Source organism: Sulfitobacter sp. S223, assembly GCF_025143825.1.
Classification (GTDB): domain Bacteria; phylum Pseudomonadota; class Alphaproteobacteria; order Rhodobacterales; family Rhodobacteraceae; genus Sulfitobacter.
In genome coordinates, this window is the sequence record NZ_CP083560.1 from 1,129,863 (window position 1) to 1,143,382 (window position 13,520).

The window sequence follows — 13,520 nt, forward strand, 5'->3', positions numbered from 1 at the left end:
CGGAGGAAGGTCCAAAGGGGAAGGGTGTGCGACGCTCCTGCTGGCCTTTGGCCGCAGAACGCCCCGCCCGCCCTCCCGCAGGGCGTAGACACATAACGACGTCACTAGACAACAGGTACAGGACCGCTAAGTTTCCTTTCAATTGAATGGGACGACCACCGAGGAGTAAGGTCATGGAAAAATTCGGCAAAAGCCAACCGATCAAACGGGTTGAAGATGTGCGCTTTCTGACCGGTGCCGGACGGTACGTGGATGACATCGCGCCCAAAGACGCATTGCATGCGTTTGTGTTCCGCTCGTCTGTGGCGCATGGCGTGATTACGGAGCTGGATGTAAGCGATGCAGCTGCCGCCGAAGGTGTACATCTGGTTTTCACCTGTGCCGACATGGAAGAGGCTGGCGTGAATATCGCCATCGGAGGGGCGATCCTGAAGAACCGTGATGGCAGCGACGCAGCGTCTCCGCTGCGGCCGATGCTGGCCAAAGACAAGGTGCGTTTTGTCGGAGAGCCTGTTGCGATGGTCGTGGCGGAAACCTACGAGCAGGCGCGTGATGCGGCAGAGCTGATCATGTTTGATGTGGATGAGCTGCCTGCCAACATCGCGATGGCGCGCGGCGGTGAGACGGTTCATGCCGAGGCGACAGACAACTGCGCCTTTGATTGGGGCATGGGCGACGAGCAAGCCACCGATGCCGCGTTCAAGTCGGCGGCCAAGACAGTTGCCTTGGAAGTGGGCGATAACCGCATCATCGTCAATTCTATCGAACCGCGTGGCTGTTTTGCTGAATGGGACGGTACGCGTTTGCATCTGGCGAACAACGGGCAGGGCGTATGGGTCCATAAGGGCAATCTGGTCAAGGCGTTTGGTCTGGATGAAAGCGCTGTGCGCGTGACCAACCCTGATACGGGCGGCGCGTTTGGCATGAAGGCGATGGCCTATCCTGAGTATTTCCTTGTCAGCCATGCCGCCCGTGTATTGGGCAAACCGGTGCGCTGGATGTCAGAGCGTACAGAAGCGATGCTGAGCGACAATGGTGGGCGCGATCTGGTATCGGTGGCTGAGTTGGCCTTTGACGAGAACAACAAGATCACTGCCTATCGTGTGCGGACCAAGTGCAATTTGGGCGCCTACAACAGCCAGTTTGGCCAACCGATCCAGACAACGCTGTTTTCTCGCGTGTTGATGGGTGTCTATGATGTGCAGAACACGTGGTTGCAGGTAGAGGGCTATTACACCAACACCGTGCAAGTGGATGCATACCGAGGTGCTGGCCGCCCCGAGGCGATTTATGTGCTGGAGCGTGTGATGGACCGCGCCGCGCGCGAGTTGGGCGTTGATCCGTGGGAGCTGCGCCGGATCAACTTTATCAAGCCTGACCAGTTCCCCTATGCGACCGCGACAGGCGAAACATACGACGTGGGTGATTTTAACAAGGTCCTGACACGTGGCGCGAGCCAGGCAGATGCGGCCGGTTTTGCGGCGCGCCGTGATGCGGATGCTGCGAAAGGTCTGCTGCGCGGTCAGGGCGTGTGCTATTACATCGAGAGTATTCTGGGCGACCCAAGCGAAGGTGCGAAAGTCAATTTCCTTGAGGATGGCACTGTCGAAATCCTAGTTGGGACGCAATCGGGCGGGCAGGGCCATGAAACAGTCTATGCCAAATTCCTGAGTGACCAGACGGGTATTCCGCTTGAAAATATCCGCGTTATTCAGGGTGACAGTGATCTGATTGCGCAAGGTGGCGGCACAGGCGGTTCCCGTTCTGTTACCACGCAAAACAATGCGACACTGGCAACCGTAAGCAAGATGGTCGATGCTTTCACAGCGTTTCTTTCGGAAGAGATGGGCGTGCCGGCAACCGAGATCAGCTTTGATGATGAACGCTTCCGTGCGGAAGGTTCGAACCTGACGCCGACCATGCTGGAAGTGGCCGATATGGCGCGCGAAAAGGGGCGCGAAGATCTGTTGACCCATCACGAACGCGCGACATTGCCTGCGCGCAGCTTCCCCAACGGGGTGCATGTATGCGAGGTGGTGATCGATCCGGAAACCGGCATTGTTACCACCGACCGTTACACGGTGGTCGATGACTTTGGTAACCTTATCAACCCGTTGTTGGCCGAAGGTCAGGTGCACGGCGGCGTTGTGCAAGGTATCGGTCAGGCGCTGCAAGAGCGGGTTGTTTACGATGAAGACGGCCAACTGCTCACAGCATCGTTTATGGACTATGCGATGCCACGTGCGATGGATGTGCCATATATTTCGTTCACCAGTGAACCTGTCCCCTCAACGGCAAATATCATGGGGATGAAGGGCTGCGGTGAAGCGGGCACAGTTGGTGCGTTGGCGGCGGTCTCCAATGCGGTGCAGGATGCGCTGTGGGATCACGGTATCCGTCAGGCGGATATGCCGTTCACACCACACAAGGTTTGGGAGTTGCTGCAAGGTGAGGCCATCGCTGCAGAGTGAGCACAAAGTTTCGTTCCTGAGGCGGCTTTTCGGCCGCCTCTGGCGCCGCCCGGCGACCGATTTTGGGCCGCGACGCGGGCAACAAATCCATTTGGTGATTCTGGATGGGACAATGTCTACGCTTGATCCCGGGTGTGAAACGAACGCTGGCCTGACGTATCATCTGGCGCAGGAAATGCGCAGTCAGATATCCGTATATTACGAACCCGGATTGCAGTGGAACGACTGGTCGTCGTTGCGCGATGTGGTTGTCGGGCGGGGAATTAATCGACAGATCAAACGGGCCTATGGCTATCTTGCATCCAGATACCATCCGGGTGACCAAATTTTTCTGATGGGATATTCGCGCGGCGCTTATGCGGTGCGTTCTTTGGCGGGGGTAATCAACCGCGTTGGGTTGCTCACGCAGGAGCACGCGACCGAGCGCAACGTGCGTCAGGCCTACCGACTGTACGAGCGTAGGCTACAAGGCAAGGCGGCGCATGCCTTTAGCGATGCCTATTGCCATGATGAAGTGCCGATAGAGATGGTTGGCGTCTGGGACACGGTGAAATCCCTGGGCATCAATGCGCCTGTTCTTTGGCGGCTGAGTGCTTCGCAACATGCCTTCCACAGTCATGAACTAAGCGCATGCGTCAAACGTGGCTGTCATGCACTGGCCTTGAACGAAAACCGCGTGGTCTATAGCCCGGTCATGTGGGAACGTGATGACGAACGGCCTGATCAGGTCCATCAGGTCTGGTTTCGCGGAAGCCATGGCGACGTGGGCGGGCAGCTTGGCGGGCGTGACTTTGCGCGGCCGCTGTCCAATATCCCACTTGTCTGGATGTTGGAGCAGGCGCAGGAAATGGGCCTGCCGCTACCCGAATATTGGCAGCAGCGGTTTGTTCAGAATCCTGCGGCGCCCTCTATCGGAACATGGGCAGGGTGGGGCAAAGTGTTTGTTGTCAGGCGAAAGCGGATTGTGGGTGCTGATCCGTCAGAGCGATTACACGATAGTGTTGATCAGGCAGCTGGCAGCACCCCCTCATTTGCCGCAGCCAGGTCATAGTATTGCCGCCTCGGGGGCGTACAGCTTTTGCCAGCTTTCCTAGAGGTTTAGCCATGCGAACAATCTGTTTCTTCACGCTTACTGTGGCACTCTGCTGCGGAACGTCTTTGCAGGCACAACCCGTCAGTTGGGGGATGGCGCAGTGCAGCGCGCTGATGGGGGTGATGGAGCAACATATCACGCGACAACCGCACAAGAGCGTTCTCGCACATGCCGGGGACACGATGTTAGCAGCCGCAGAGGCACAATCACGTATCGAAGGCCGGAACCCGGATGAACTGATCAGCGTGTATGGCTATAAGCAAGAGGAATGGACCGCGATGGGATACACCATGGCGTTCAAGACAGAGTTCCATGACTGGATCGACTATTGCGGCGCACTGGCCCGTTCATATGACGTGCCGCTTGACCCCATTCTCCTGAATTAGGACTGTATGGGCTTCAGGAAATTTTCATCACGATGCAGGTGGTGGAACCTGTGGCATAAAGCTTGCCATCTTCTACGCCTCTGATCTCACCATGAGATACACCCGTTGAGCGGCCCACGTGGTCGGCAATCCCGATGCAATCTACGGTCATGCCCAGCGGGATCGAGCGAAGGATGTTTACCTTGTATTCCAGTGTCGTATAGACCGAACCGCGTGGTACCAGCGTCATGACCGCACAGGCCATCGCACTATCCAGAAGCGTGCCGTACCAGCCGCCGTGTACTGTCCCCATCGGGTTTGTCACGTTGAATTCCGGTGTTCCGCGAAAAATGCAGCGGCCTTCCTCGACCTCGTAGAGGCGGTATCCCATTGTGCCGCCGATAGGGGGGCCTGGGTTGGTGCCGTCCAGAATTTTCTGCATGAACTCAAGACCGGAAAGCTTGATCGCTTCGGATTGGCTCAGAAGTTGGTCGGGTGACGTGGCAAGGCTTGGCATGGGCGGCTCCGGCTAAATGTATCAATCCAGCCTAGAGCCGCCAAATATGAAGGCGCAAGGTGTTACGCCACGTTCGAAAGAGTCGACTGCGGTGTCACACCAAGCGCCCGGCAAACATCGCGCGTCAGATCAGGGCGGTTGAGCGTGTAGAAATGCAGCGAGTCAACGCCCTCTGCCACCAGTTCGCTGCACAGTTCAGTGCAGATGGAGGTCGAGAGCAGCTCTGTCCGGCCATCACGCTCTGCCGCGCGGTAGGCTTCGTCCATCCATGCGGGAATTGTGGTGCCACAGGCTGTGGCGAATTTGCGCGCTGAGGTCCAGTTCGTGATCGGCAGGATGCCAGGTATGATGGGCCTGTCGATACCGGCTGCTGCGCATTGGTCGCGGAACCGGAGAAAGCTGTCTGCCTCGAAGAAGAACTGTGTGATCGCCTCATCCGCGCCGGCATCGAATTTACGCTTCAGGTACTGGATATTGGCGTGCTGGCTCACGGCGTCTGGATGTGATTCAGGGTATGCGCCCACGCGGATGGTGAATTTGTCCAGCAATGCCAGCGCCTCTACCAGCTCTACAGAGTTGGCAAAGCCTTCGGGGTGAGGGGAAAAATGGCTGTCGCCTTGTTGCGGATCACCGCGCAGGGCAACAATATCTGTGACACCGGCGGCGTGGAATTTCTCGGCCACTTCCATGGTTTCAGCCACACTGGCGCCCACGCAGGTCAGGTGCGCTGAGACGGGCAGGCCGGAGGTGCGGTGCAGCACCGCTGCGGAATCATGCGTCAGGTCACGGGTGGTGCCTCCTGCGCCATAGGTCACAGAGAAAAAGCGTGGAGCCAACGGCGCAAGCGCCTGAGCCGTATCCCAGAGCTTGAATGCGGCATCGACAGATTTCGGTGGGAAAACCTCGAAAGAAACGGCTGGGGTTGTCATGATCGGCATCCTTATTGATTTCATCTCTTGTCGCATAGGTATACGTATGAGACAAATTCATAACTTTCATCATCAACATGAGTTCCGCCTCATAGGAGAGAATTTTCATGCATATCGAGTTTCGCCACCTGCGCACCATTCAAGCCATCCACCGTGCAGGTGGTCTGGCGCGGGCCGCCGAGATGATGAACATCACCCAATCAGCGCTGAGCCATCAGGTCAAAGGGCTGGAGGATCAGGCAGGGGTTGAGCTGTTTGTGCGCCGCTCCAAGCCTTTAAAGCTGTCACCCGCAGGCCAGCGTCTGTTGAAACTGGCAGAGCAGGTGCTGCCTCAGGTTGCGGCCTTGCAGGACGAATTCAGCGGCTTGCGCGATGGCAGCACCGGACGGATGCACATCGCAATTGAATGTCACGCTTGTTTTGAATGGCTGTTTCCCGTGCTTGAGCAGTTTCGCCGCAGCTTTGGCGAGGTGGACGTGGATATCCGTCCCGGTCTGGCCTTTGACGCATTGCCAGCGCTGCTGCGCGAAGAAGTCGATCTGGTGGTCTCTTCCGATCCCGAAGAGATCGCAGGCGTCGAGTTCATCGAGCTGTTCGATTACAAGGCGGTCTTCGTCGCTGCCAGCACGCATCCATTGGCGCAAAAGCCCTATATCGAAGCTGAGGATTTTCGCGGTCAAACTCTGATTACCTATCCGGTGGAGCGGTCGCGTCTGGATGTGTTCAGCCAGCTTTTGATTCCGGCCAAGGTAGAGCCTGCGGCGATCCGGCAGGTGGAACTAACTGCCGTGATCTTGCTATTGGTTGCCTCCAATCGCGGGGTTTCGGTATTGCCCGACTGGGTCGTACGAGAGGTGAAATATTCCTCTGACTACGTCACGCGGCCCCTGACCCAAAATGGCATCACCCGCAGGCTCTATGCCGCGATCCGGTCAGAGGACCGCGAAAAGCCGTTTATGCAAGAGCTGCTGGGGCTGGCAGGCAAAGAAGCGCGTAAGTTGCAATCGGCTTAGGGGAGGGGGCTTGATCGTTCGTTTTGCGGAAAAAGCTGATCCTGCCCTTTTGATGATCATGGCCTATTGAAGAGGTAACGTCGCCTCTATTGGGTAATTCCTGTGCTCAGCGCATCACAAACGGATTTGCCATTGGGCTGTCCGACGTGTTGATCCATGTGGTTTTGGTCCGCGTATAGTCATGGATTGCGTCAATCCCTGCTTCGCGTCCGTATCCTGACTGGTTGTAACCGCCAAATGGCGCGATGGGAGATATGGCGCGGTAGGTATTCACCCAGCAAATCCCCGCTTTCAGCCGGGCAGACACGCGATGCGCCCGTGCGAGGTTCTGCGTAAACACACCAGAGCCCAAGCCAAATGGTGTGTCATTGGCCATCGCAATCGCATCTTCTTCGGTATCGAACGGGATCAACGACATGACAGGGCCAAACATTTCAACCTTCAGGGTCTCTGTGTCAGTTGTGGTGCATTCGACAAGTGTCGGGGCCATGTAATTGCCTGCCTGCGCAAGGGGCTTGCCACCAAAGTGTATCTTGGCCCCCTGCGTTTCAGCCTTTGACAGAGTTGTCATGATCTTCTCGATTTGTGCCGACGTGCAAACCGGGCCAAGATGGGATTTCGCTTCCATTGGATCGCCGACAATAATCCCGGCAGCCTTCTCGGCTATTTTCGCAATGAGCGCGTTCATGATCGGACGGTGGATCAAGCCGCGTGATCCCGCGACACAGCTTTGCCCTGATGCACCAAAGTTGCCCGCGATCAGGCCATTGGCCGCCCCCTCCAGATCAGCATCATCAAAGACGAGGATGGGGGATTTCCCCCCCAACTCAAGAGATGTTACGGCGAAATTCTCGGCGGAGTTGCGCACCACATGACGGGCAGTCTCAGGCCCTCCTGTAAAAGCAATCCTGTCAACATCCGCGTGCCGAGTCAGGGGAATTGCGCAGTTTTCGGCATCACCGGTAATAACCGACACCACGCCCGCGGGAAAACCCGCCTGTTCAATCAGTTCTGCAAAAGCAAGCATTGGTGCGGGGGCAATTTCGGAAGCCTTCAATACAACTGTGCAACCAGCGGCAAGGGCTGGGCCAAGCTTGGTCGCTGTCAGAAACATCTGCGCGTTCCATGGCACGATAGCCGCGACAACGCCAATAGGTTCACGGCGGGTAAAGACATGCATGTCAGGCTTGTCGATCGGCAGCACCGCGCCCTCAATCTTATCCGCAAGACCCGCGTAGTAGCGATAGTAGTCACCGACATAGGCCGTCTGTGTCGATGTTTCAGCCAGCAACTTGCCACTATCCGTTGTCTCGAGGCGGCCTAGGTCCTGAGCGTTCTCTTCGATAAGCTCTGCCAAACGATACAGCAGCTTTCCCCGCTGTGTTTGGGTCATATCACGCCAGATCGGATCATTCAGCGCGCGGCGGGCTGCGGTGATCGCGCGGTCCACATCTGCCGGTGCCGCGCAGGCAAATGTCGCCCAGGCCTCACCCGTGGCTGGGTTCTGTGACGTCATCGTTTGCGCTGTGCCGCCTTCCGTCCACGCGCCGTCAATATACATCTGAAAATGTGGAAGCTGTGTCATCGTGGTCCTCATGTAAATGCCGGCATCACGTCATCAATAAACCGTTCAAGCGAGGCGCGTTTGCGCTCGGAGCTCATACCGCTATCAATCCAGAATGCGTATTCGTCATAGCCCAGATCTTCATAGCGTTTGATCTGGTCGATGACCTGTTGTTTGGTGCCGATGGTGAGGTCGCGCAGCATGTTTTCGGGCGACATCATCTTATTCGCTTTCATCTCTTCTTCGCTCAGTGTCTCGATCAACCCCTGAGTGACAGGTCGCTTGTTTTGAAACCAAGCGCCGAAGTAGCAATAGAACTCTGACAGTTCCTTTGCTGCCAGCGCAACATCATCCTTGTCGGACCCCACATATGTGTGGTGAAGCAACATGATCTTCGGGCGCGGCCTGCTAGAGGCTGCACAGGCATCGTTGAACTTTGTCATCAAGCTTTGGATTTCTTCAATGCCCTGCCAGAGCGGTGTAACCTGAATATTGAAACCGTTGTCGACACCAAATGCATGGCTGTTGATGTCACGCGCAGCGATCCAGATGGGAGGGCCGTCCGCCTGCACCGGTTTGGGCGCAGCTGTGGTGGCGGGAAACTGGTAAAAGGTTCCCTCATGGGCGCAGTCGCCTGCCCAAAGCTGTCGCAACAACGGTGTGATTTCCCGCATCCGCTGGCCTGCATCCCACGCGTCCATGCCTGGGCGCAGGCGTTCATATTCATAGGAATATGCGCCGCGCGCGATACCTAATTCGATGCGCCCGTCCGTGATCAGGTCTGCTGCCGCTGCTTCCCCCGCAAGGGCGATCGGGTGCCAGAATGGCGCGATCACTGTGCCCGTACCCAGTCTCAGGTTTTTGGTATGATAGCTTAGATCGACAAGGCTCATGAACGGGTTCGGTGCGATGGTAAAGTCCATCCCGTGATGTTCTCCAGTCCAGATCGCCCGCATGCCACCTTCGTCCGCCATCTTGGCCAACTCAATAAGATCGCTGCGTAGCACGCGCTGATCTTGATCAGGACGGGTCCGCTCCATATGAGCAAAAAGCGAGAAATCCATGTGCTACGTCCTTAATGTGGAATGGTGGGTCGCGCCCTCTTCGGTGTCACCGAGGTAGAGGCCGAAGGTGCGTGTCTGTTGTTCAAGCGCGAAACGCGACATCATCCGCGCGATGGGCGCACTGGCGAAACTTTGCTGCGCAAGGTCGGCAATCGGCACGGCGACAATGCCGCTGTTGGTCGTCTTTATGTGGCCGGTTGCTAAAAAATATGTGTTGTGGGCACGCGGAGCGACGCTCTCGAAGACCGAATAGGCTTGGCCAAGGTCTGCGTCGATTCCCTTCGCGATAAGCGTGTCACGAAGGTCATTTATCAAACGACCCCGGTCGGTATGCGTGCAGTGAGGCGGCCGCAAACCATCCTTGGTCACAACCATCAGAACGCTGTCGCCACTCTCAACAATTGCGCCGCACACAGCCGGGCCGCTCTTCTCGACAAAAGGGGCGCGCTCCAATCCGAGGCTGAAATAATGCCCGTTCACATAGCCCAGCCCCGCTGCATCTGCATGAGAAAAGGCATCAACCTGACCGATCAAAATGCAATGGTCACCCGCCGGAACGATCCGGTTCGTGGTGCAGGAAAACTGCACGGCTGCCCCGGTAATTAGCGGCACGCCATGCGCGTCAAGGTGGTGCGGCACCTGCGCAAAACGATCATCCTTCGAGCTTGCAAAGATATTGGAGATACCTTCTTGCCCCTCCGACAGAACATTGACCGCGAAATTTGTGCAATTGGCGAATGTCTCATAGCTCGACAGAAACTTTCCCGGACAGACAAGCAAAAGTGGCGGGTCAAGTGACACCGAAGAAAAGGAATTTGCGGTAAATCCGACCGGTGCGCCGTCCGCACGCACTGCTGTCACCACAGTCACACCCGTCATGAAGCTGCCGAAAGCATTGCGCAGAAGGCGTGGATCAACCTGCGTCATCGTTGCGTTTCCTTTATGAACTGCGTCAGCAAAGTGTTGACCTGTGAGGCATGGGTCATCGGCAGCATATGTGCGGCTCCGTCCAGGATGACCGCCCTGCCCAAGGGGGTCAGGTCTGCCATGCGCTGTGACATTTCAGGGGTTGAGTTCGGTTCATCCCGCCCCGTCAGAAAGAGGGCAGGGCACTGCAGCCCCGAAAGGGACTGCTCGGACGGCCCATCCCCAGCTGCAAACACACGGTAGGCATCACGGTAGCCTGCGGGATCAACATCGCACAGCCACGCCAGACAGGCATCGCGTGCGGCTGACGGCACTTCGCCGAACCAGCGGTCCAGAGGCGCCGAGGGATCAGCGGCCGTTTTCCCGTCCAAACCCGCCGCACGTGCCATAACTGCCTGCTTTGCTGATGAATCCCTCTGGAAGATGCCGTTCAGCGCAGCGACCCCTTGGACAAGCGCTGGATGCCTTTTTGCGATGTCCAAGGCGATCATCGCGGCAAAAGAATGCCCGATCACCACCGTTGGCCCTGATAGAAGAGCGACAATCGCATCGGTGAAATCCGCCAGACAGGGATCATCTTTCAGCCGCGCACTGTGCCCGTGTCCCGGCATGTCAACGGCCACAACACGGCAGGTCTGTGCCAGCGCGTCCAGTTGCCCACCCCAAGCCTCTGCACGCAGTCCAACGCCGTGGATCAACAGGACGCTGGGTCCGTCTCCGGCACAGATCGCACTTAGCGCCCCGAATTTAGACCGCGGCCGGATTGTCCAGGTCATGACCCAAATCCTTCAAATCCTGGTATCTGTCGCCAATACGGTGATGTGGGCGGCCACTTGTCGCCGCGCCCAGCACCACGACAATTTCGTCATCGCGCGGGGCATCCGGGATCGAAAACTGGATCGTGAGGTAATGTGACCGGCGGCCCGCGTCATTCTTGTCCATCAACGGCACCATGATCGGTGCATTTGCCCCCCCGCGGGTGTTTGTGAACGCCAGATAGGATTTCGCGCCAACGGCCTCGCGGTAGAAATTGCCAAATCGCAGTGTGTGGATCAGCCCGGATGCGTGTTCGATTTCGCCGTTCAGCCCGACCACCGCTGCTTTTCCGTAAGCTTCGATTGTGTCGCCCGAACCTGCGAGCTTGATCATACGCTCTGTCATCATTTCGCCGAGAACCGGACCGTATGCATGAATTTCCGGTTTAAGATCTTCGACAAATCGCCCCGCCCAAGGATTGGAAAGGACCGCCGCCACGGCAAACATGCGCCACGGCTGCTCTGCTACGCGAAAACCCTCAATAAGGATTTCTTCATCATAGGTAACAAGTTTTCTGATTTCCGGACGCATCGTCATCTCCCTGCCGTGTCTGATCTGAATATCGTGGGCGGGACCGCTAATTGACAAATGAAGAATTATGAGGCTTAGCCATTAGTATTTCTTATGGGTGACTTTATCATGGTGAAAGCTTTGCCGCCGCTTGCGTGGTTCCGCGCCTTCGAGGCGGCCGCCCGCCATCTGAGCTTTACCGCTGCGGCCGCAGAAATCGGTATGACGCAATCTGCTGTCAGTCAGCATGTCAGATCACTGGAAACATCGCTTGGTGCGGCTCTGTTTATCCGTCGTGCACGTGGATTATCGCTGACTGATGACGGGCGCAAATTGTTGCCCAAGGTCGGCTCCGCATTAGAGGCGCTTACCGCGGCGACGCGGGCATTTGATCAGGTGCCATCAGACAACATCTTGACCATCGCTTCCTCGGTCAGTGTGGCGCAATGGATCATCGCACCACAGCTTGCAGATTTTGCGCGGCACAATCCTGGCATCCGGTTGCGGTTTCTCAGCACCATCTGGCCAGACGATTTCAATACGGTCAGGGCAGACATTGAAATCCCCTTCGGTTCGGAAAAACAAGTGGGCCGTAACGCGACAAAACTGAAAAGCAGGGGGCTGGTTGCACTGAAGTCGCCGGCCTTGGAGGGCTCAGTCGACACACTGCCACTTATAGAATCCGTCGGCACGTCTGACGGCTGGAAGACGTGGGCCGAAGTCGTCGGAGGAGAGCCAAAGCCTGATGTTTTCGTAGACACCTACGGAGCGGCTCTGAACTTTGCGATGCATGGAGCCGGTGTCGCACTTGTTACAGATGTGCTGGCCCACCATGCCTTGGAGACAGGGCAACTTGTCATGGCGCATGAGGCGATCGCGCCCTGCACGGAGGGCTATTACCTGCGAATAAATGAAGCGAATTCCACTGCAAAACAATTCCGAGACTGGATGTTCGGGAAAGTGGAACAGAACTTACCGAATTAGTCTGATTGGAAATATTCTATTATCAACTGTCTTAGGTACGCTTGTTATGGCGGTGCAAAAAGGCAGCGACGTGTTCAAACATTCGGGTTGATTTGCCCAACAGGCAAAGTGGTTTGGAACGTCAGAGCGGGTCGGGGAGGAGGGTGGTTTTGAGTTTCACAATGGGCGAAACAAGTGTGCGCGCCGCCGGTGAGGGCGACGCGCGGGCGGTTAGATAACCTTCACGATTGCTTTGCCAGTGTTGCCACCGGTCAGCAGTTTGATGAACGCTTCTGGCGCATTCTCAAGGCCTTCTGTGATGTCTTCTTGAACTTTGACAGAGCCATCAGCGATCATCGGGCCGACCGCTTTGTGGAAGTCACCCATGCGATCCCAGTGGTTCGAGATGATGAAACCGTTCACGCTTAGGAAGTTGACGAGGATCGTGCGCCACAGCTTTGGAGCCGTAAGGCCCTTTTCGATTGCGTCGGCACCAAGGCCACCTTCGTTATACCATGCGATCATCCCGCAAATCGGGATGCGGCCGAAGGGGTTCATCAGCGGAATGACTGCCTCAAGCACTTTACCGCCAACATTTTCAAAGTAGATGTCGATGCCTTTGGGGCAGGCGGCCTTGATCTCTGCGCGCAGGGCTTCAGCGGTATCAAAGGCATAGTGGTCGATGCATTCGTCAAAGCCAAAATGCTCTTTCGCCATTTTGCATTTCTCTGGGCCACCGGCGATGCCGACGGTCCGCAGACCCATGGATTTGGCGATTTGGCCAACCATTGAGCCGACCGGCCCTGTCGCAGCCGCGACAACCAGTGTTTCACCTGCTTTTGGTTTGCCCAGTTCGGTCAGGCCATACCAGCCTGTCAGGCCCGGCATGCCCAGCACACCCAGCGCGTAAGTGATGGGGGCTGCATTCGGGTCGATCTTTGCCAGACCAGCGGCAGGTGCGACCGAATGCGTGGCCCAGCCAAAGCCGCCCATCACAAAATCGCCAACCTCAAAGCCCTTTGCGTTGGAGGCAATGATCTCACCGACAGAGCCACCTTCCATTTTGCCGTCAACCGGGATGTTGGCGGCATAGGATTTTGCGTCATCCATCCGACCGCGCATATAGGGATCAAGGGACATGTAGTGTACGCGGACCAGTACTTCGCCATCGCCCGGCGTTGGAACAGGGGCCTCTTCCATGCGGAAGTTTTCAGGCGTCGGCGCGCCTGTGGGGCGGCTGGCAAGTACAATCTGTTTCATCATTTCAGTCATAAGGTCCTCCATTGGA

The 13,520-nt window shown here is 56.8% G+C and carries 13 protein-coding genes; 5 read left to right on the forward strand and 8 right to left on the reverse strand.

Annotated features, from left to right (window positions below):
• The first annotated feature begins 173 nt into the window (after positions 1 to 173).
• Genes K3757_RS05490 through K3757_RS05500 form a run of 3 tightly spaced genes read left to right on the forward strand, consistent with a single transcriptional unit; the run spans position 174 to position 3,950 of the window.
• A complete protein-coding gene (locus K3757_RS05490) occupies positions 174 to 2,471 on the forward strand; it encodes a xanthine dehydrogenase family protein molybdopterin-binding subunit (RefSeq protein ID WP_259999958.1) in 2,298 nt (765 codons plus the stop codon).
• 16 nt (positions 2,472 to 2,487) lie between these two features.
• Positions 2,488 to 3,522 carry a DUF2235 domain-containing protein gene (locus tag K3757_RS05495; protein ID WP_260001191.1) on the forward strand — a complete coding sequence of 345 codons (1,035 nt, stop codon included), beginning with the start codon at positions 2,488 to 2,490 and terminating at the stop codon, positions 3,520 to 3,522.
• A gap of 53 nt (positions 3,523 to 3,575) precedes the next feature.
• Positions 3,576 to 3,950 (forward strand): hypothetical protein, encoded by a 375-nt coding sequence (locus tag K3757_RS05500; protein ID WP_259999959.1) that lies wholly within the window; start codon positions 3,576 to 3,578, stop codon positions 3,948 to 3,950.
• 13 nt (positions 3,951 to 3,963) lie between these two features.
• On the opposite strand, the gene K3757_RS05505 is transcribed toward K3757_RS05500, so the two are convergent.
• Positions 3,964 to 4,446 carry a PaaI family thioesterase gene (locus K3757_RS05505; protein ID WP_259999960.1) on the reverse strand — a complete coding sequence of 161 codons (483 nt, stop codon included), beginning with the start codon at positions 4,444 to 4,446 and terminating at the stop codon, positions 3,964 to 3,966.
• Between the two features lie 62 nt (positions 4,447 to 4,508).
• Complete coding sequence (metF, locus tag K3757_RS05510) at positions 4,509 to 5,375, reverse strand: methylenetetrahydrofolate reductase [NAD(P)H] (RefSeq protein WP_259999961.1); 867 nt, start codon at positions 5,373 to 5,375, stop codon at positions 4,509 to 4,511.
• 107 nt (positions 5,376 to 5,482) lie between these two features.
• Between metF and K3757_RS05515 the strand changes: the two genes are divergently transcribed.
• On the forward strand, positions 5,483 to 6,388 hold the full coding sequence (locus K3757_RS05515) for a LysR family transcriptional regulator (protein WP_259999962.1): 906 nt from the start codon (positions 5,483 to 5,485) through the stop codon (positions 6,386 to 6,388).
• Between the two features lie 106 nt (positions 6,389 to 6,494).
• On the opposite strand, the gene K3757_RS05520 is transcribed toward K3757_RS05515, so the two are convergent.
• From K3757_RS05520 to K3757_RS05540, 5 genes are read right to left on the reverse strand one after another with little or no spacing between them, the layout of a single operon-like run.
• A complete protein-coding gene (locus K3757_RS05520) occupies positions 6,495 to 7,973 on the reverse strand; it encodes an aldehyde dehydrogenase (protein WP_259999963.1) in 1,479 nt (492 codons plus the stop codon).
• 8 nt (positions 7,974 to 7,981) lie between these two features.
• A complete protein-coding gene (locus K3757_RS05525) occupies positions 7,982 to 9,016 on the reverse strand; it encodes an LLM class flavin-dependent oxidoreductase (RefSeq protein WP_259999964.1) in 1,035 nt (344 codons plus the stop codon).
• A 3-nt stretch (positions 9,017 to 9,019) separates the two neighbouring features.
• Positions 9,020 to 9,943 (reverse strand): flavin reductase family protein, encoded by a 924-nt coding sequence (locus tag K3757_RS05530; protein ID WP_259999965.1) that lies wholly within the window; start codon positions 9,941 to 9,943, stop codon positions 9,020 to 9,022.
• Entirely contained in the window at positions 9,940 to 10,719 is a 780-nt protein-coding gene (locus K3757_RS05535; protein ID WP_259999966.1) for an alpha/beta fold hydrolase, read from the reverse strand. Before K3757_RS05535 ends, K3757_RS05530 begins: the two co-directional genes overlap by 4 nt.
• The gene (locus K3757_RS05540; protein WP_259999967.1) at positions 10,691 to 11,290 is read right to left on the reverse strand and encodes an amino acid synthesis family protein; all 600 of its coding nucleotides are present in this window, start codon (positions 11,288 to 11,290) and stop codon (positions 10,691 to 10,693) included. Before K3757_RS05540 ends, K3757_RS05535 begins: the two co-directional genes overlap by 29 nt.
• A 93-nt stretch (positions 11,291 to 11,383) precedes the next feature.
• Between K3757_RS05540 and K3757_RS05545 the strand changes: the two genes are divergently transcribed.
• A complete protein-coding gene (locus K3757_RS05545; RefSeq protein ID WP_259999968.1) occupies positions 11,384 to 12,253 on the forward strand; it encodes a LysR family transcriptional regulator in 870 nt (289 codons plus the stop codon).
• A 210-nt stretch (positions 12,254 to 12,463) separates the two neighbouring features.
• Here K3757_RS05545 and K3757_RS05550 read toward each other — a convergent pair whose 3' ends face one another.
• A complete protein-coding gene (locus tag K3757_RS05550) occupies positions 12,464 to 13,504 on the reverse strand; it encodes an NADP-dependent oxidoreductase (RefSeq protein ID WP_259999969.1) in 1,041 nt (346 codons plus the stop codon).
• Positions 13,505 to 13,520 lie beyond the last annotated feature (16 nt).

Coding starts and splice junctions, on each gene's coding strand:
- K3757_RS05490 (WP_259999958.1), top strand. CDS start 174: ATGGAAAAATTCGGCAAAAGCCAACCGATCAAACGGGTTGAAGATGTG.
- K3757_RS05500 (WP_259999959.1), top strand. CDS start 3,576: ATGCGAACAATCTGTTTCTTCACGCTTACTGTGGCACTCTGCTGCGGA.
- K3757_RS05505 (WP_259999960.1), bottom strand. CDS start 4,446: ATGCCAAGCCTTGCCACGTCACCCGACCAACTTCTGAGCCAATCCGAA.
- metF (WP_259999961.1), bottom strand. CDS start 5,375: ATGACAACCCCAGCCGTTTCTTTCGAGGTTTTCCCACCGAAATCTGTC.
- K3757_RS05515 (WP_259999962.1), top strand. CDS start 5,483: ATGCATATCGAGTTTCGCCACCTGCGCACCATTCAAGCCATCCACCGT.
- K3757_RS05520 (WP_259999963.1), bottom strand. CDS start 7,973: ATGACACAGCTTCCACATTTTCAGATGTATATTGACGGCGCGTGGACG.
- K3757_RS05525 (WP_259999964.1), bottom strand. CDS start 9,016: ATGGATTTCTCGCTTTTTGCTCATATGGAGCGGACCCGTCCTGATCAA.
- K3757_RS05530 (WP_259999965.1), bottom strand. CDS start 9,943: ATGACGCAGGTTGATCCACGCCTTCTGCGCAATGCTTTCGGCAGCTTC.
- K3757_RS05535 (WP_259999966.1), bottom strand. CDS start 10,719: ATGACCTGGACAATCCGGCCGCGGTCTAAATTCGGGGCGCTAAGTGCG.
- K3757_RS05540 (WP_259999967.1), bottom strand. CDS start 11,290: ATGCGTCCGGAAATCAGAAAACTTGTTACCTATGATGAAGAAATCCTT.
- K3757_RS05545 (WP_259999968.1), top strand. CDS start 11,384: ATGGGTGACTTTATCATGGTGAAAGCTTTGCCGCCGCTTGCGTGGTTC.
- K3757_RS05550 (WP_259999969.1), bottom strand. CDS start 13,504: ATGACTGAAATGATGAAACAGATTGTACTTGCCAGCCGCCCCACAGGC.